16 protein-coding genes are annotated in these 16,870 nt (G+C 62.8%); 10 read left to right on the top strand and 6 right to left on the bottom strand.

Going from position 1 to position 16,870, the window contains the following annotated elements; all coding sequences use genetic code 11:
• Positions 1–142: 142 nt before the first annotated feature.
• Positions 143–703, bottom strand: coding sequence for a YqiA/YcfP family alpha/beta fold hydrolase (locus P3T23_RS18370; RefSeq protein WP_429317576.1), 561 nt, complete (start codon positions 701–703; stop codon positions 143–145).
• Complete coding sequence (gene mpl, locus P3T23_RS18365) at positions 700–2,109, bottom strand: UDP-N-acetylmuramate:L-alanyl-gamma-D-glutamyl-meso-diaminopimelate ligase (protein ID WP_429317575.1); 1,410 nt, start codon at positions 2,107–2,109, stop codon at positions 700–702. The genes P3T23_RS18370 and mpl overlap by 4 nt, the downstream gene beginning before the upstream one ends.
• Positions 2,110–2,282: 173 nt before the next feature.
• On the opposite strand from mpl, the gene P3T23_RS18360 reads away from it, so the two are divergent.
• The 10 genes from P3T23_RS18360 to P3T23_RS18315 all read left to right on the top strand — a co-directional run bounded on the left by P3T23_RS18360 (position 2,283) and on the right by P3T23_RS18315 (position 10,655).
• On the top strand, positions 2,283–2,936 hold the full coding sequence (locus P3T23_RS18360) for a UDP-N-acetylmuramate--alanine ligase (RefSeq protein ID WP_429317574.1): 654 nt from the start codon (positions 2,283–2,285) through the stop codon (positions 2,934–2,936).
• 17 nt (positions 2,937–2,953) lie between these two features.
• Positions 2,954–3,499 carry a TlpA family protein disulfide reductase gene (locus tag P3T23_RS18355; protein ID WP_429317573.1) on the top strand — a complete coding sequence of 182 codons (546 nt, stop codon included), beginning with the start codon at positions 2,954–2,956 and terminating at the stop codon, positions 3,497–3,499.
• A 195-nt stretch (positions 3,500–3,694) separates the two neighbouring features.
• Positions 3,695–4,150, top strand: a complete 456-nt coding sequence (gene aroQ, locus P3T23_RS18350) for a type II 3-dehydroquinate dehydratase (RefSeq protein WP_429317572.1) — start codon at positions 3,695–3,697, stop codon at positions 4,148–4,150.
• Between the two features lie 70 nt (positions 4,151–4,220).
• A complete protein-coding gene (gene accB, locus P3T23_RS18345; protein ID WP_429317571.1) occupies positions 4,221–4,691 on the top strand; it encodes an acetyl-CoA carboxylase biotin carboxyl carrier protein in 471 nt (156 codons plus the stop codon).
• 126 nt (positions 4,692–4,817) lie between these two features.
• Positions 4,818–6,185 (top strand): acetyl-CoA carboxylase biotin carboxylase subunit, encoded by a 1,368-nt coding sequence (gene accC / locus P3T23_RS18340; RefSeq protein ID WP_429317570.1) that lies wholly within the window; start codon positions 4,818–4,820, stop codon positions 6,183–6,185.
• A 3-nt stretch (positions 6,186–6,188) separates the two neighbouring features.
• Positions 6,189–7,091, top strand: coding sequence for a 50S ribosomal protein L11 methyltransferase (gene prmA, locus P3T23_RS18335; protein WP_429317569.1), 903 nt, complete (start codon positions 6,189–6,191; stop codon positions 7,089–7,091).
• Positions 7,092–7,139: 48 nt separating this feature from the next.
• Entirely contained in the window at positions 7,140–8,519 is a 1,380-nt protein-coding gene (locus P3T23_RS18330; RefSeq protein WP_429317568.1) for a DUF3426 domain-containing protein, read from the top strand.
• A 72-nt stretch (positions 8,520–8,591) separates the two neighbouring features.
• On the top strand, positions 8,592–9,092 hold the full coding sequence (tpx, locus tag P3T23_RS18325) for a thiol peroxidase (RefSeq protein ID WP_429317567.1): 501 nt from the start codon (positions 8,592–8,594) through the stop codon (positions 9,090–9,092).
• A gap of 132 nt (positions 9,093–9,224) precedes the next feature.
• Positions 9,225–10,163, top strand: coding sequence for a carbohydrate kinase family protein (locus P3T23_RS18320; protein ID WP_429317566.1), 939 nt, complete (start codon positions 9,225–9,227; stop codon positions 10,161–10,163).
• Positions 10,164–10,178: 15 nt separating this feature from the next.
• Positions 10,179–10,655: a glycine zipper 2TM domain-containing protein gene (locus P3T23_RS18315; RefSeq protein ID WP_429317565.1), complete on the top strand. Its 477-nt coding sequence runs from the start codon at positions 10,179–10,181 to the stop codon at positions 10,653–10,655.
• 290 nt (positions 10,656–10,945) lie between these two features.
• On the opposite strand, the gene P3T23_RS18310 is transcribed toward P3T23_RS18315, so the two are convergent.
• From P3T23_RS18310 to P3T23_RS18295, 4 genes are all read right to left on the bottom strand, one after another.
• Positions 10,946–11,533, bottom strand: coding sequence for a histone H1-like DNA-binding protein (locus tag P3T23_RS18310; protein WP_429317564.1), 588 nt, complete (start codon positions 11,531–11,533; stop codon positions 10,946–10,948).
• A 28-nt stretch (positions 11,534–11,561) separates the two neighbouring features.
• Positions 11,562–11,879 (bottom strand): hypothetical protein, encoded by a 318-nt coding sequence (locus P3T23_RS18305; RefSeq protein WP_429317563.1) that lies wholly within the window; start codon positions 11,877–11,879, stop codon positions 11,562–11,564.
• An 82-nt stretch (positions 11,880–11,961) separates the two neighbouring features.
• Positions 11,962–13,209, bottom strand: a complete 1,248-nt coding sequence (locus P3T23_RS18300; protein WP_429317562.1) for a ribonucleotide-diphosphate reductase subunit beta — start codon at positions 13,207–13,209, stop codon at positions 11,962–11,964.
• A 599-nt stretch (positions 13,210–13,808) separates the two neighbouring features.
• The gene (locus tag P3T23_RS18295; RefSeq protein WP_429317561.1) at positions 13,809–16,823 is read right to left on the bottom strand and encodes a ribonucleoside-diphosphate reductase subunit alpha; all 3,015 of its coding nucleotides are present in this window, start codon (positions 16,821–16,823) and stop codon (positions 13,809–13,811) included.
• Between the last annotated feature and the right edge of the window lie 47 nt (positions 16,824–16,870).

The following is a 16,870-nucleotide window of genomic DNA, read 5'->3' as shown; positions in this document are numbered from 1 at the left end:
TTCCATCGACCGGCGCGCATCGCCGCGCGCGTCCGGCTTCGTGTTCGTGGTGGTAGTGGTCCGCGTGCCGCCGCCCAGCTGGCTCAGCGTGCCTGGCGTGCGCCCGCGGAATAAGGAATCATGTCGCCTTCGGCCGCGCCGGCTATGCATCGCAAAATGCGAGCACATCGTCGACGTACTGCGGAAACTCGCTGATCGCGTGGTCGCTGCCTTGTATCAGTGTGGTCCGTGCGCCCGGATAATGCGCGAGCATTTCGCGGTAATCGAGCACTTCGTCGCCGGTTGCGGCAATCAGATAATAGCGTTCGGGCCGCGTGACCGCCTCAACCCCGAGCGCCCGCAATTCATCCAGATGATACGGCTCGACGACGATGCTGCCGCCGCCGTGCCACAGCGGCTGCTCGCCGAGGTACTGGCTCAGGTCGCGCTGCGGCACAATTGCGGGATTCAGCAGCACCGCCGGCCAGCCGTGCTTTTCGGCGAGATGCGTCGCGAAATAGCCGCCGAGCGAACTGCCGATCACGGTCACCTTCGACGCGCCGGCCGCGAATGATTCGGCAAGCGCTACCGTCTCGACCGGCGACACCGGGAGCATCGGGCAGCACCATTCGTCGCTGCGTCCCAGTTCGGCGAGGCGCGCCGCCAGCACACGCGCCTTGAACGAACCCGGCGACGAACGGAAACCGTGCAGATAAAGAATCACCCGACGCCCCGTTCGCGGACAGCCGGCCGTGCCGACAACGCATCGAGCAGTTTCTGGTGCACGCCGCCGAAACCGCCATTGCTCATTACCAGCACCTGATCGCCCGGCTGGGCGAGCGCAACGACGGCTTTGACGAGCGCGTCCAGATCGCTGAACGCCTGCGCCTTGTCGCCGAGCGGCGCAAGCGCTTCGCCCAGATCCCAGCCGAGCGCATCGCGGCCGGTCGGCGCGCCATAGCCGAAAACGAGGTCGGCGTCGGCGAGACTCGCCGGCAATTGCGCCTTCATCACGCCGAGCTTCATCGTGTTCGAACGCGGCTCGAGCACCGCCAGAATCCGCGTGCGCTCACGGCCGACGCGCGTGCGCAGACCGGCGATCGTGGTTTCGATGGCGGTCGGATGATGCGCGAAATCGTCGTAGACGGTCACGCCGTCGACGCTGCCGCGCACTTCCATCCGGCGCTTCACGTTGCGGAAAGTCGCGAGCGAACGCGCCGCTTGCGCGGGCGGCACACCGATGTGGCGCGCCGCGGCGATCGCGGCGATCGCATTCATCCGGTTGTGATCGCCCTGCACCATCCATTCGACGACGCCCGCGGGCTCGCCGTTGTGGTACACGGCAAAACGCTCGTCGACCGGCACGCCGTCTTCCGCCGGCAACGCCTGCCAGCCGCCTTCGACGCCGAAACGCTCCACTTCGCTCCAGCAGCCGCGCGCAAGGACACGCTCGAGCGCATCTTCGCGACCGTTGGTGATGATCCTGCCAATGCCGGGAACCGTGCGGACGAGATGATGAAATTGCGTTTCGATCGCGGCCAGATCGGGAAAGATGTCGGCGTGATCGAATTCAAGGTTATTCAGGATCGCCGTGCGCGGCCGGTAGTGGACGAACTTCGAGCGCTTGTCGAAGAACGCCGTGTCATATTCGTCCGCTTCGATCACGAAGAAACTCGAATCGGTGAGCCGCGCCGACACGCCGAAATTCAGCGGCACGCCACCGATCAGAAAGCCGGGGTTCATGCCGGCGTCCTCGAGTAGCCAGGTCAGCATCGACGTCGTCGTGGTCTTGCCGTGCGTACCGGCCACTGCAAGCACCCATTTGCCGTTTAGCACGTGCTCGCCGAGCCATTGGGGACCGGATGTGTACGGCAGGCCGCGATCGAGGATCGCTTCCATCAGGGGATTGCCGCGCGACACGACATTGCCGATCACGAACAGATCAGGCTTCAGATCGACCTGCTCCTCGCCGTAACCCTCAATAAGCTCGATGCCGAGCGCCTCGAGCTGTGTGCTCATCGGCGGATAGACGCCGGCATCGCAGCCGGTCACCTTATGGCCCGCGGTGCGCGCGAGCGCGGCGAGGCCGCCCATGAAGGTGCCGCAGATGCCGAGGATGTGGATGTGCATAAGCCTGTCGTGCCGCGCGGGCGTATTTTTTGCGTGGGAAGGATTGCGCAGGACGGGTCTGTGCGACCGTCTGCAAAGGACGCTATTGTAACCGACGCCCTTTGCAGGCCCGCGCGCCGGCGTACCGCAGCCCCCCAGAATAGCCGCCAGGCATTCTCTAGTATGATTGACGGATGGTTCGCAAATCACATTTCGATCCGCAGCGCGTGCGCGAGGAAATCGCGATCGCGGCTGCGAGGATGATCGCCGAAGACGGGTTGGACTACTCGACGGCCAAGCGCAAGGCTGCACGCCAGGTCGTCGGGGAAACGCGTGTCGCTGGCGAATGGCTGCCCGACAACGATCAGATAGAAGAGGAAATCCGCGAATATCAGGTGCTGTTCCAGGGTGACAGCCAGCCGCAGGTACTGCGCCGTCTGCGCGAAGTGGCACTCGACTGGATGCAGCGCCTCGCGCCGTTCAATCCTTATCTGACAGGCGCCGTGCTGGGCGGCACGGCAGGCGAACATTCCGACGTGCATCTGCAGGCATTCTGCGACAACCCCAAGGAAGTCGCCATTTACCTGCTGAATGCGAACATCCCGTATGACGTCTCCGAGACGCGCCATTTTGCCGGACGCGGTTACGTCGAGACGCTGAGTTTCATGTGGCGGCCGGAGCGCGAAGGGCGCGACGCGGACCCGGTTGGCGTACACATCGCGCTATACGATACCGACGATCTGCGCGGCGCTGTGCGCGCCGATGCGCGCGGCCGCCTCGCACGCGCGAACGCGCAGGCGGTCCAGACGCTGCTCGACGGCAGCGGCGCGGCTTCTTCAACCAGTTAGTAACCAGACAGAGAACGATGAAGCGGATTCTGGCAGGCCTGGCGGTAGCCATCATCGCCGCAGCGGGCGGCGCAGCAGCAAGCCATTGGCTCATGCATGACAACGACGCCGAAACGGCGCATGCCGCCACACCTGCGGAGCATGACGCGGTAACCCGGTTGTGGACGGCCGCGGTGACGAACCCTGACGGCAAGCCGCAATCGCTCGAGATGTTCAAGGGCCATCCGGTCGTGATCAATTTCTGGGCTTCGTGGTGCGGACCGTGCGTCGAGGAAATGCCAGCGCTCTCGCAGCTTCATCGCGAGTACGCAAAGAAGGGCATCCAGTTTGTCGGGCTCGGCGTCGACTCGGACAAAAACATCAAGGCGTTCCTTCAGAAAGTGAAGGTCGACTACCCGGTCTACGTCGCCGGTTTCGGCGGCGCGGATATCGCACGAGCTTTCGGCAACACGGCAGGCGGTCTACCCTATACGGTCGTTATTGACGCGAAAGGCACCGTTCTTTCGACAAAATTAGGACAAATCCAGCCAGCCGAGCTGAAGCGTACGCTCGACGCGCTCTGAGCGAAATATCCCGGAAGAATGCAACTTATTCGCCGAACCGCTTTTTTTCGGCGTAGATTGAGCGAACTTGCCCGAACATCCTGATGTCGATCTGGCGCACGCGATGCGCCGGATCTCTCTGTACGACCGGGAAACTAGACAAGTTTCTCTAATCAGCGCTAAAGTTCGCGCAATTCCACGGAAAAAGAAGCGACCATGACGCGACTGCTGGTTCTGCACGGTCCCAACCTCAATCTTCTCGGCACCCGGGAACCTGAGGTCTATGGCCGCGTGACCCTGCCGCAGATCGATCAGGCACTGGCCGATCGCGCAGCGGACGCCGGCGCCGAAATTGCGTCATTCCAGAGCAACCATGAGGGAGCGCTGGTCGATCGCATCCAGTCCGCACGGATCGAAAAAACCGATTTCATCCTGATCAATCCCGCCGTGTACACGCACACCAGCGTGGCGATTCGGGATGCACTCGCGGGGGTCGACATCCCGTTCGTCGAGATTCATCTGTCGAACGTGCACCGTCGCGAACCGTTCCGGCATCATTCGTATTTCTCCGACCAGGCTGAGGGCGTGATTTGCGGCCTTGGCTGGAAGGGATATCTGTACGCACTCGAATTCGCACTTGACCGGCTGTCCGCCGGCTCAGCGCGCGGCTGACACCAACACACCAATTCAGAGCCGGTCGGCGTCGACCGCCGGCACTTCACGCATTGAAAGGGGATGCCCAATGGATCTACGTAAACTGAAAACTCTGATCGACCTCGTCTCCGAGTCCGGCATTTCGGAACTCGAAGTCACCGAAGGCGAAGGCAAGGTCCGCATCGTCAAGAATGCGCCGCCGGTTTACGTGCAGCCGTCCACCTCATATGCACCGCAGTACTCCGGTCCGGTTCCGGCACCGGGCGGCGCGCTCGAAGCACCCGCCGCCAGCGCGCCCGCCACGCCGGCTCCGGCCGCACCGCAGGGCCACGTCGTGACCTCGCCGATGGTCGGCACGTTCTATCGCGCGCCGTCGCCGGGCGCCGAGCCGTTCGTCCAGGTGGGCGACACGGTCAAGGAAGGCCAGACCATCTGCATCATCGAAGCGATGAAGCTCCTGAATGAGATCGAATCCGACATGTCGGGCGTGGTCAAGGAAATCCTCGTCGAAAACGGTCAGGCGGTCGAGTACGGTCAGCCGCTCTTCGTGGTCGGCTAACCGGCGCGTCTTTTTTCTGCCGCCCGCGTGCGCCTCTCCCGGCGTGCGCCACCGATCCTCTGAGGCAGCCGCTGCGTCGTGGTCACCCCCGCGCCGCGGCGCCCATTGATGAGTCGAAAATCCGCTATGTTTGAAAAAATCCTCATTGCCAATCGCGGCGAAATCGCGCTCCGTATCCAGCGCGCGTGCCGCGAACTCGGCGTCAAGACGGTCGTCGTCTATTCAGAAGCCGACAAGGAAGCCAAGTATGTGAAGCTCGCCGACGAGGCGGTCTGTATCGGCCCGGCGCCTTCGAACCTGAGCTATCTGAACATGCCTGCGCTGATCAGCGCGGCCGAAGTCACCGACGCCGAAGCGATTCACCCCGGCTACGGCTTCCTGTCGGAAAACGCCGATTTTGCAGAGCGCGTCGAACAGTCGGGCTTCGTGTTCATCGGCCCGCGTCCGGAGACCATCCGCCTGATGGGCGACAAGGTCTCGGCCAAGCAGACAATGATCAAGACGGGCGTGCCGTGCGTTCCGGGCTCGGAAGGCGCATTGCCGGAAGATCCGAAGGAAATCGTCAAGATCGCCCGCGCGGTCGGCTATCCGGTGATCATCAAGGCAGCCGGCGGCGGCGGCGGGCGCGGCATGCGCGTCGTCCACACCGAAGCGGCGCTCGTCAACGCGGTCAACATGACGCGCGAAGAAGCCGGCCGGGCGTTCGGCAACCCGCAGGTCTACATGGAAAAATTCCTGGAGAACCCGCGGCACATCGAAATCCAGGTACTGGCCGATTCGTTCAAGAACGCGGTCTGGCTCGGTGAACGTGACTGCTCGATGCAGCGCCGTCACCAGAAGGTGATCGAAGAAGCGCCGGCGCCGGGCATCGCGCGCCGCCTGATCGAGCGCATCGGCGACCGCTGTGCGGACGCCTGCAAGAAGATGGGCTACCTCGGCGCGGGCACGTTCGAATTCCTGTACGAAAACGGCGAGTTCTACTTCATCGAAATGAACACGCGCGTGCAGGTCGAGCATCCGGTGACCGAACTGATTACCGGCGTCGACATCGTGCAGGAGCAGATCCGCATTGCGGCCGGCGAAAAGCTCGCGTTCCGTCAGCGCGACATCGTCTTCAAGGGTCACGCGATCGAATGCCGGATCAACGCTGAAGATCCGTTCAAGTTCATCCCGTCGCCGGGGCGTCTCACGTCATGGCATATGCCGGGCGGCCCGGGCATCCGTGTCGATTCGCACGTGTACAACGGCTATTTCGTGCCGCCGAACTATGATTCAATGATCGGCAAGCTGATTGCCTACGGCGCAACGCGCGAGCAGGCGATCAAACGGATGCGCATCGCGTTGTCGGAAATGGTGGTCGAAGGCATCCAGACCAACATCCCGCTGCATCGCGAGCTGATGCTCGACGCGAAGTTCGTCGAGGGCGGCACGAGCATTCACTACCTCGAAAACCGGCTGGCCGCGAAGCTGCAGGCCGCACCGGAAGAGGCGTAAGGAATGAGCTACCGGGAACTGATCGTCGAGCTGGACCGCGCGCACGCGGAGGATCTCTCCGACGCGCTGCTCGATCTGGGCGCGCTGTCCGTGTCGGTTGAAGACGCCGATGCGGACACACCCGACGAGCAGCCGCTCTTCGGCGAGCCCGGTCTCATACCTGAGCGCACCGCGTGGGAGCGCTCACGCGTGATCGCGCTGCTCGCAACGGAACATGACCCGGCGGTGCTGCTCGCCGCCGCGGCCAACCAGCTCGGCCTCGCGTCGACGCCCACCTTCGCCGTGCGCGAAGTGGAGGAGCAGGACTGGGTGCGGCTGACGCAGTCGCAGTTCGATCCGATCTCGATTGGTCAGCGGATCTGGGTCGTGCCCTCGTGGCACGATGCGCCGGATCCGGACGCGCTCGTTCTCGAACTCGATCCGGGTCTCGCTTTCGGCACCGGCAGCCATCCGACGACGCGTCTCTGTATGGAATGGCTCGAGCAGAACGTGAAGCCCAATCAATCGGTGCTCGATTACGGTTGCGGCTCCGGCATACTTGCGATTCTCGCGAAGAAGTGCGGCGCGAACCCGGTCATCGGCATCGACATCGACCCGCAGGCGGTTGAATCGGCTCGTCACAACAGCGAGCGCAACCGTGCGGAAGTCACTTACGGCCTGCCCGATGAGTGCCCGGACGGCGAGTTCGATATCGTCGTCGCGAATATCCTGTCGAATCCGCTGAAACTGATGGCGTCGATGCTGTCGTCGAAGGTAAAACCTGGCGGCCGGATCGCCCTGTCGGGCGTTCTCGCGCGGCAGGCGGAAGAAGTGGCACGCGTCTACGAGCGGTGGATCGACATCTCGGTCTGGCGCGAACACGAAGGCTGGGTCTGCCTCACGGGGACCAGACGCGAAAGCCATTAGAATAGGCCGTATTGTCCATTCAACAGCCTTTTGGCGTCCCGGCTCAATATGCTCCTGGCAACTCGCTGCCCTTTTTGCGAAACGGTTTTCCGACTTCAGCCGGCCCATCTCGCGTCGCGGCGTGGCCTTGTGCGTTGTGGACATTGCCAGGAAGTCTTCGACGCCTCGAGCAGTCTGTTCGAAGTCGACCCCAACGGCGATTTCTCGACGGCGAAGCCGGTCATCCCCGAGGTCATATCGACGCTGACGTCCGGTGAACAAGCGGGCGAAGCGGCTGCGCTTCCCACGAACGAGCCGCACGTGACGACGGATGCCGGACTGGCCGCGGACGAAATCGAGCCGCACGGCCCGGCGGCGAACACTGCGCCGCTAACATCGGACGAAGAAACGCACCATGGCCCATCAGGCCGACCCAACTTCATGTCCGACGCCTGGAACCCCTGGGCACCCGTACCGGACGCCGTCATCGACGAGCGGCTCAAACACTCGACGAAGAATCTCCCCTACCGTCCACTCTCGGAATCTGCGACAGCGGTGCTGAAGCAGGCGCTGGAGCGCGAAGCCAGGCATCACAACGCCGAAAATGGAGCGGATCACCCACAGGAACACGACGTTCCGATCGTTGACGAACCCGTGCACCAGGCCTCGGGCGAAAGCGCGCACGACCGGACACACGATCATGAGATCAATGGGCGTCAGGCGCCAGCCTGGCCCGCGGTCGAACCGGTCGCACAAGGGCCGGTTGCAGCCGAACCGCTTCCCGAGCAGCATATCGAACCGGCTTTCTCACGTTCGCCCGCGGCGGACACGCCGGCCCCTGCCCAGGTCCCACCTGACAGCGAACCGCATTTCGGCACGCCCTCGCCCGAACCGTTCGCCGCCATGACGCCGGATAGCGGCACAGAGCCGTTTGCCGTCGTACGCGAAGAGCGCGCGGCTGAACCGCGCCGGCTCGGCTGGCGCATCCTCGGGACGCTCGTGGCGCTCGTGCTGCTGGTCGTGCTGCTTGCCCAGCTTGCGTGGTGGCAGCGCGAAACCGTCATGCTCTACTGGCCACGCTCGCAGATGCTGTTCGCACAAGCCTGTGCGCAGATGGGCTGTACGATCGCGCCGCCGCGCGACCTGGACGGCCTCCAGCTCGGTGCGTCGGATCTGCGGCAGGTCGACAGCCCGCATCAGCTCGAGCTGAGAATGCCGCTACGTAACCGTTTCGGCGTCCCGCTGGCCTATCCCGGGGTCGAACTGACGCTGCTCGACACGCACAACAACGTCGTGCTGCGCCGCGTGCTGCAGCCGAAGGACTACGTCGCACCCGGCACGCCGATCGAGGCCGGTCTGCCGCCACACACGACGCAAACCATGATCGTTCGCCTCGACACCGGGGACGCGGTCGCCTCTAATTTCCTCGTACAGATCTTTTATCCGTAACGGTCCTCTCGCGCGCCCTGGCTGAAGCGGGCGCGATTCTCGTCAAACCCTGACACATTTCCGGAGCACAACATGAGTCAAGTCACGCTGGGTGGCAACCCGATCGAAGTAGCCGGCACGTTCCCGTCCGTGGGCCAGAAGGCGCCCGCGTTCTCGCTCGTTGGCAAGGATCTGAAGCCGGTTTCGCTGGCGGATTTCGCCGGCAAGCGCAAGGTGCTCAACATCGTCCCGAGCCTCGACACGCCGACCTGCGCCACGTCGACGCGCAAGTTCAACGAAGCAGCCGCGAAGCTCTCGAACACAGCTGTGATCGTCGTGTCCGGCGATCTGCCGTTCGCCGCATCGCGCTTCTGCACGACCGAAGGCATCGAGAACGTCGTCACGGCGTCGACGTTTCGCGGCCATGACTTCGCGAAGGCCTACGGCGTCGACGTGACGAGCGGCCCGCTGACCGGCCTGACGGCGCGCGCCGTGGTCGTCATCGACGAAAACGACAACGTCGTGCATACGGAACTCGTCAGCGAAATCAAGAACGAGCCGAACTACGACGCCGCGCTCAACGCACTGAAATAACCCCGCCGCACGTTAGTCCGCGCCGCGCGATTGCGCGGCGCTTTCGCATCGGACATTACATATCGGGCGCCATGCATCGGACCTGAACCCGCCGCGCCCTTTCTTCCATCGATATTTACAGGAACGTTCGCCTTGGCCACCCTCATTTGCGGTTCGCTCGCCTACGACAACATCATGACCTTCGAGGGTCGCTTTCGGGAACACATCCTGCCTGAGCAGGTTCACATCCTGAACGTGAGCTTTCTCGTCCCGACGATGCGCCGCGAATTCGGCGGCTGCGCCGGCAACATCGGTTACGCGCTGAATCTGCTGGGCGGCGACGCCCGCATCATGGCCACGATCGGCGCCGTCGACGCGCAGCTTTATATCGACCGGCTCGACAGCCTCGGCCTGTCGAAAGAACACGTGCGCGTTCTGCCGGACACGTACTCCGCGCAGGCGATGATCACGACCGATCTCGAGAACAATCAGATCACCGCGTTCCATCCGGGCGCGATGATGCAGTCGCACCTGAACCGCGCCGATCAGGCGAAGGACATCACGCTCGGCATCGTCGCGCCGGACGGCTACGACGGCATGGTGCAGCACTCGGAGCAACTCGCGGCGGCCGGCGTGGCGTTCATCTTCGATCCGGGCCAGGGACTGCCGCTCTTCGACGGCGCGTCGCTGCGGCGCATGATTGAACTTGCCACTTACGTAGCGGTCAACGATTACGAAGCCAAACTTGTGAGCAACAAGACGGGCTGGTCGATTGAGGAAATCGCGAGCCGCGTCGATGCGCTGATCGTGACGCGCGGAGAGCACGGCGCGCAGATTCATCACGCTGGCGGCATCGAAGAAATTCCAGCGGTAACCGCCAGGCAGGTCCTCGACCCGACCGGTTGCGGCGATGCATTCCGTGGCGGCCTGCTTTACGGGCTGGAGAAGAACCTGGGCTGGGCGACAACCGGCCGCCTGGCCAGCCTGATGGGCGCACTCAAGATCGAGCATCAGGGGCCGCAAAACTACGCGCCGACGCGCGGGGAAATCAACGAACGATTCAAGCAGGCGTTTGGATATGACCTGCCGTAATTGGAGCAACGGGAAATGAAAGCGATGAGTCGCGTAGCAGTCGCAGTGGTGATCGGCGGTTCGCTGATCATGACTGGATGCGCGTATAACAGCAGCTCCGCGGACGTCTACACGGCGTCGCAGGCGCAGCGCGAAGAGACGGTCCGGATGGCTACCGTCGACAGCGTACGGGCGGTCAAGATCAGCTCGAATAACGGCCAGCCGAGCGGCATTGGCGCCATCGGCGGCGGTGCGCTGGGGGCGGTGGCTGGCAGCGCGATCGGCGGCGGCCGTGGCTCGATCCTGACGGGTATCGTCGGCGGTCTGGCGGGTGCGGTAGCAGGCAATGCAGTAGAAAACGGCACAGCCATGCGCGACGGCGTCGAAATTACCGCGCGACTCGATAACGGCGACATGCGTGCCATCACGCAAACCGCCACAGGCGAGATTTTCCGCGCAGGCGATCGCGTTCGCCTGCTCTCCAGCGGTGGCGTGACACGCGTCACGCACTAAATCCGTTTCCCCTGAGCCGCCGCGGCACGGATTGCCGTTGCGGCGACCTCACGCGCATGCCCTCCCCTGTGCATGCGCTTTTTTTCGTCCGTCGGAAACGTCGTGGTTGATCCGGCTCTGCGTCCAGCCTCGCCCGATCATCGGCCGCTCGACGAACGCAGGCCCAACACCCGCCGAACCGGCAGACGAAAAAAATCCCGCCACCGGAGACCGGTGACGGGACGGTGATTGGGTCCTGTTCTACCCAATCATCGGGCACATTGCGAAGTGCCGAATGACCGCTTCAGCTATTACGGACGGCTGCCGGTCGGAAACGGCCATGCAGCAGCCGGATTCAACGCAGTCTTCACCGTCGCAGCCGGCGCGCTCGATGCAGCAGGGGCAGCCGGAGCAGGGGCAGCCTTCTTCGCGACAGCCTTCTTCGCAGGGGCAGCCTTCTTGGCAGGGGCAGCCTTCTTCGCGGCAGCCTTCTTCGCGGCAGCCTTCTTCGCAGGGGCAGCCTTCTTGGCAGCAGCCTTTTTCGCAGGCGCCTTCTTCGCAGCAGCCTTCTTGGCCGGTGCAGCCTTCTTGGCCGGCGCGGCCTTCTTCGCAGCGACCTTCTTAACAGCAACCTTCTTCGCTGCGGCCTTCTTCGCCGGTGCTGCCTTCTTCGCTGCAACCTTCTTCACAGCGACTTTCTTGGCGGCAACCTTCTTCGCTGCAACCTTCTTCGCCGGTGCAGCCTTCTTCGCTGCGACCTTCTTCACTGCCACTTTCTTGGCAGCAACCTTCTTCACGGCGACCTTCTTGGCCGGTGCAGCTTTCTTCGCCGGAGCAGCCTTCTTGGCTGCAACCTTCTTCACAGCCGCTTTCTTCGCAGCTTTCTTTGCCATTGCCATCATTTTCTCCTTCAGGTTCAGATGAGAGTTAGTTCAAACAACACCCTTCGTCAAAACCCGCTTCCCGCTGACGCTTCTCACGGCGCGCGCTGCGAAGCGGGCTATTCATCGGCGTACGCAGATGCTGCGTGCTTACGCTAATGAATACGGTAAGGCGCGCCGTGCCACGAGGCACCGCGCGCCAGATCCAGTCGGCGTTGGATTTCAACGCCGGCAATCGCTTGATCGAGCCGCTGGCGCTTGAGCCAGCGGCTTTTTCCGGGGGGAAGTTTGCCCATCCCACTGAAGGGTTCGCAAAGTACGTGTGGTCGTTGTGGGCCGATAAGGCACCGGGCACGCTTTGCATCAGGCGATCATGCTCCTAACCATGTCTGCCGCGGCCACTGCCAGCGGCATCCCCATCGATTTCGTCTACGACGCGTTCCCGGTTACTCCCAGGAGAGTGCGCCGCCGGTCTGATATTCAATGACCCGCGTCTCAAAGAAGTTGCGTTCCTTCTTCAGGTCGATCATCTCGCTCATCCACGGGAACGGGTTTTCCTCGTTCGGGTACAGCGGATCGAGACCGATCTGCTGGCAACGGCGGTTGCAGATGAAGCGCAGATAGCTCTTGAACATCGACGCATTGAGGCCGAGCACCCCGCGCGGCATCGTGTCTTCTGCGTAGCGATATTCGAGATCGACAGCCTGCTTGAAGATTTCGCGGATTTCCGCGCGGAACTCAACCGTCCACAGGTGCGGGTTTTCGAGTTTGATCTGGTTGATGAGGTCGATGCCGAAGTTGCAGTGCATCGATTCGTCACGCAGGATGTACTGGTACTGTTCCGCAGCGCCGGTCATCTTGTTCTGGCGGCCTAGTGCAAGAATCTGCGTGAAGCCGACATAGAAGAAGAGGCCTTCCATCACACAGGCGAACACGATCAGCGAGCGAAGCAGCGTCTGATCGGCCTCAACCGTGCCGGTCTTGAAGGCCGGATCGGTCAGCACGTGGATGTACGGAATCAGGAATTCGTCTTTCGCGCGGATCGAGGAGACTTCGTGATACGCATTGAAGATCTCGCCTTCGTCCAGGCCGAGCGATTCGACGATGTACTGGTAAGCGTGGGTATGGATCGCCTCTTCGAACGCCTGGCGCAGCAGGAACTGGCGGCATTCGGGCGCCGTGATGTGGCGGTAGGTGCCCAGCACGATGTTGTTCGCGGCAAGCGAGTCCGCCGTCACGAAGAAACCGAGGTTACGTTTGACGATCCGGCGCTCGTCTTCGGTCAGCCCGTTCGGGTCTTTCCAGAGCGCGATGTCGCGGGACATGTTGATTTCCTGGGGCATCCAGTGGTTCGCACAGCCCGACAGGTATTTTTCCCACGCCCACTTGTATTTGAACGGCACCAGCTGGTTGACGTCAGTCTGGCCGTTGATGATGCGCTTGTCGGCGACATTCACGCGCGCTTCGGAGACAGCGGCCGGTGCAGCAGGCGCGGTGCCTTGAGCGTCGTGACGGGTAACAGGAGGAGCGACAGCAATGTCGTTCGCGAAAATATCCTGAGCCGAGGGAGCCTGATGAGCGGCACGCGTTGCAGCCTGCGTCCCGACAGCCGATCCCGCAGCGTTGCGCAACATATCTTGTTGCGAAGCGCTCGAGGGAGTTACGGCAGTGATCTCGTCATCCCAGTTGAGCATAAATGTCACCATCAATTTAGAACGGTTTGTACCATCTTTTCGTTAGCGATAAAAGGGTTCGCTCACGAAAAATCCTGTTTTCGATTCACGCTGCGACCTACATACAACACTTTGCTCAACAGACTGTCTGCATCGCTTCGTGTGAAGCGATCAAAGCATGTGTGATCGTTGGTCTTCGCTTCATCAAAAGTGCCTCGCTTCGAACTGACTTCGCGTGACGCGAAGCAACGTTGAAGTGTCGTTGCTGCGATGTCGAAGCACCGGGTCGTGCATGCGATGCGCCTGCGTCGCTCATGCTCGGTCTGTGCGTTGCCTGTGCGTGTCGAGGCACTTCAAATCTGTGTCGCCTGGCTTTCTCTACTGCGCTGCCTTCTCTTTCGGGCTACCCGACGAGCGCAAAGTTCAGGGTTTTCTCGCAGTCGTCGACGGGCGTCGATGATGCCGCGGTGCGCGAGGTGTTGCCGGTTCGATGTCTTGCTGCTGCGAGGCAGAAGTCTTGCCTCTGCTTCACTTCGCTGCTTCACTTCGATGAGCGGCGCCTCTTTCCAGGATCACCGCTCACCGCTTCCCTCACGACCGGCTTGCGCCGGCCGTCTGCCTTACTGGCACGCTTCGCACTCTTCGAAGCCCGGATCGCCCGGACGCATCATGCACACCGGACCGTCTGCTTCCGGCGCTGCTTCCACCGCGACTGCGGCGGGCGCCACGGAGGCTGCATGAGCCGCCGCTGCCTGCAAACCACCCGACGATGCTGCACCGCCGCTCGCGCCGAAACCAGCCGCGCCGCCTGCTGCACCGCCCGAGCTTTCGCCACCGCCCGAGGACACCGCGTTCAGCGCGCCGTGCGCAACCGTCGACTTCTCGACGTGCGTCGCCGCCATCGTGCGGAGGTAATAGGTCGTCTTCAGACCGCGCAGCCACGCGAGCTTGTAGACCTCGTCGAGCTTCTTGCCCGATGCGCCGCCCATGTAGATGTTGAGCGACTGCGCCTGGTCGATCCACTTCTGGCGACGTGATGCCGCTTCGACCAGCCACTTCGGATCGACTTCGAACGCGGTCGCGTAGATCGCGCGGAGGTCAGCCGGAATGCGGTCGATGCGCGACAGCGTGCCGTCGAAGTACTTCAGGTCGGCGACCATCACTTCGTCCCACAAGCCGCGTTCCTTCAGGTCGCGCACCAGGTAGTCGTTCACCACCGTGAATTCGCCCGACAGGTTCGACTTCACGTACAGGTTCTGGAACGTCGGCTCGATACAGGCCGAGACGCCGATGATGTTCGAGATCGTCGCCGTCGGCGCGATCGCCACGCAGTTCGAGTTGCGCATGCCGTAGGTGGCGATGCGCCCACGCAGCTCCGTCCAGTCCATCGACTCGCTCGAATCCACCTCGACATAGCCGCCGCGCGCTTCGGCGAGCAGCTTCAGCGTGTCCTGCGGGAGGATGCCGCGATCCCACAGCGAGCCGCGGTAGCTCGAATAGCGGCCGCGCTCGGCAGCCAGCTCGGTCGACGCGTAGTAGGCGTAGTAGCAGACCGCTTCCATCGACGTGTCGGCGAACCTGACTGCCTCTTCCGACGCGTACGGCGTGCGCAGCAGGTGCAGGCAGTCCTGGAAGCCCATGATGCCCATGCCGACCGGACGGTGCTTCAGGTTCGAGTTACGTGCCTTGGCGACCGCGTAGTAATTGATGTCGATCACGTTGTCGAGCATGCGCATCGCGACGCTGATGGTGCGCTTCAGCTTGTCGTGGTCGAGCGCCAGCGTGCCGTCGGCCTGCTTCGCCAGGTGAGCGACGAGGTTGACCGAGCCGAGGTTGCAGACGGCGATTTCGCTGTCGCTGGTGTTCAGCGTGATTTCCGTGCACAGGTTCGACGAGTGCACCACGCCCACGTGCTGCTGCGGCGAACGGATGTTGCACGGATCCTTGAACGTGATCCACGGATGGCCGGTTTCGAACAGCATGCCGAGCATCTTGCGCCACAGTTGCGCCGCCGGGATCTTCTTGAACAGCTTGATCTCGCCGCGCGCGACCTTGTCTTCGTAAGCTGTGTAAGCCGCTTCGAACTCGGCGCCGAACTTGTCGTGCAGATCCGGGCAGGTGGACGGCGAGAACAGCGTCCAGTCGCCGCCTTCGTGCACGCGCTTCATGAACAGATCGGGAATCCAGTTCGCCGTGTTCATGTCGTGCGTGCGGCGACGGTCGTCACCGGTATTCTTGCGCAGCTCGAGGAATTCTTCGATGTCCAGGTGCCACGATTCCAGGTATGCGCAGACCGCGCCTTTGCGCTTGCCGCCCTGGTTCACCGCGACGGCCGTGTCGTTGACCACCTTCAGGAACGGCACGACGCCCTGCGACTTGCCGTTGGTGCCCTTGATATGCGAGCCGAGCGCACGCACGCGCGTCCAGTCGTTGCCGAGGCCGCCGGCGAACTTCGACAGCAGCGCGTTCTCCTTCAGTGCCTCATAGATGCCGTCGAGGTCGTCGTCGACCGTCGTCAGGTAGCACGACGACAGTTGCGAGCGGCGCGTGCCCGAGTTGAACAGCGTCGGCGTCGAGCTCATGAAGTCGAAGCTCGACAGCACGTTGTAGAACTCGATCGCACGCGCTTCGCGGTCGATCTCGTTCAGCGCGAGACCCATCGAGACACGCATAAAGAATGCCTGCGGCATTTCGATCCGCACGCCATCGCTATGCAGGAAGTAGCGGTCATACAGCGTTTGCAGACCGAGGTAGCCGAACTGCAGGTCGCGGTCGGCGTCGAGCGCTGCGCCCAGACGCTTCAGGTCGAACTGCATCAGCTTGTCGTCGAGCAGTTCAGCCTGCACGCCGCGCTTGATGAAGGTCGGGAAGTATTCGCCGTAACGCTCGCCCATTTCGCCCTGCGTGACTTCCTCTTCGAGGATCTCGCGGCGGATCGTGTGCAGCAGGATGCGGGCCGTGACCTGGCTGTAGGCCGGATCCTTTTCGATCATCGTGCGCGCAGCGAGGATGGCCGAGTCATAGACCTGGCTCATCGGCACGCCGTCGTACAGGTTCTTCACCGTTTCCGCGACGATCGGCTCGGCGCTCACGGCGTCGCCCAGATTCGCGCATGCCGATTCGATGATCGAGCGCAATGCGTTCATATCGAGCGGACGCGACACGCCTCCGTCGACCACGTTCAGACCCGGCGCGCCCGCTGCCGCTTCCGGCTCATGGCTACGCTCCTGCGTGCGCTTCTCGCGATACAGCACGTACGCACGTGCGACGTTGTGTTCGCCGCCGCGCATCAGCGCGAGTTCGACCTGATCCTGGATGTCTTCGATATGGAACGTGCCGCCGTTCGGGCGGCTGCGCAGCAGTGCGCGCACGACGTTCTGCGTGAGCTGCTCCACCAGTTCGCGCACGCGTGCCGACGCCGCGCCTTGCCCGCCGTTGACGGCCAGAAATGCCTTTGTCACCGCGATCGCGATTTTCGACGGCTCGAACGACACCACGCTGCCGTTACGACGGATCACCTTGTAGTCGGCGAAGGTCGCCTGGGGTGTGAGCGGCTGGCCGCCCTGTGCCTGTCCGCCGAGGGAGTGACTGGGTGCGCCCTCGTACCGGGTCGTCACGTTGTCGGTCGTTTGCATGTGCAAAGCTCCTGGTCTTGGAATGGTGCGGAGAAACCCGCGGATTA

Source organism: Paraburkholderia sp. GAS448, from assembly GCF_050435685.1.
In the GTDB taxonomy this organism is placed as follows: domain Bacteria; phylum Pseudomonadota; class Gammaproteobacteria; order Burkholderiales; family Burkholderiaceae; genus Paraburkholderia.
Note: the sequence above shows the minus strand (reverse complement) of the source record. Positions and strands in the feature narration are given on the sequence as shown.

What these genes read in the sequence shown, in the direction of transcription:
- P3T23_RS18305 (WP_429317563.1), bottom strand. Translation starts at nt 11,879, where the DNA reads ATGCAAAGCGTGCCCGGTGCCTTATCGGCCCACAACGACCACACGTAC.
- accC (WP_429317570.1), top strand. Translation starts at nt 4,818, where the DNA reads ATGTTTGAAAAAATCCTCATTGCCAATCGCGGCGAAATCGCGCTCCGT.
- P3T23_RS18360 (WP_429317574.1), top strand. Translation starts at nt 2,283, where the DNA reads ATGGTTCGCAAATCACATTTCGATCCGCAGCGCGTGCGCGAGGAAATC.
- prmA (WP_429317569.1), top strand. Translation starts at nt 6,189, where the DNA reads ATGAGCTACCGGGAACTGATCGTCGAGCTGGACCGCGCGCACGCGGAG.
- P3T23_RS18330 (WP_429317568.1), top strand. Translation starts at nt 7,140, where the DNA reads ATGCTCCTGGCAACTCGCTGCCCTTTTTGCGAAACGGTTTTCCGACTT.
- aroQ (WP_429317572.1), top strand. Translation starts at nt 3,695, where the DNA reads ATGACGCGACTGCTGGTTCTGCACGGTCCCAACCTCAATCTTCTCGGC.
- P3T23_RS18315 (WP_429317565.1), top strand. Translation starts at nt 10,179, where the DNA reads ATGAAAGCGATGAGTCGCGTAGCAGTCGCAGTGGTGATCGGCGGTTCG.
- P3T23_RS18310 (WP_429317564.1), bottom strand. Translation starts at nt 11,533, where the DNA reads ATGGCAATGGCAAAGAAAGCTGCGAAGAAAGCGGCTGTGAAGAAGGTT.
- mpl (WP_429317575.1), bottom strand. Translation starts at nt 2,109, where the DNA reads ATGCACATCCACATCCTCGGCATCTGCGGCACCTTCATGGGCGGCCTC.
- P3T23_RS18295 (WP_429317561.1), bottom strand. Translation starts at nt 16,823, where the DNA reads ATGCAAACGACCGACAACGTGACGACCCGGTACGAGGGCGCACCCAGT.
- P3T23_RS18355 (WP_429317573.1), top strand. Translation starts at nt 2,954, where the DNA reads ATGAAGCGGATTCTGGCAGGCCTGGCGGTAGCCATCATCGCCGCAGCG.
- tpx (WP_429317567.1), top strand. Translation starts at nt 8,592, where the DNA reads ATGAGTCAAGTCACGCTGGGTGGCAACCCGATCGAAGTAGCCGGCACG.
- accB (WP_429317571.1), top strand. Translation starts at nt 4,221, where the DNA reads ATGGATCTACGTAAACTGAAAACTCTGATCGACCTCGTCTCCGAGTCC.
- P3T23_RS18300 (WP_429317562.1), bottom strand. Translation starts at nt 13,209, where the DNA reads ATGCTCAACTGGGATGACGAGATCACTGCCGTAACTCCCTCGAGCGCT.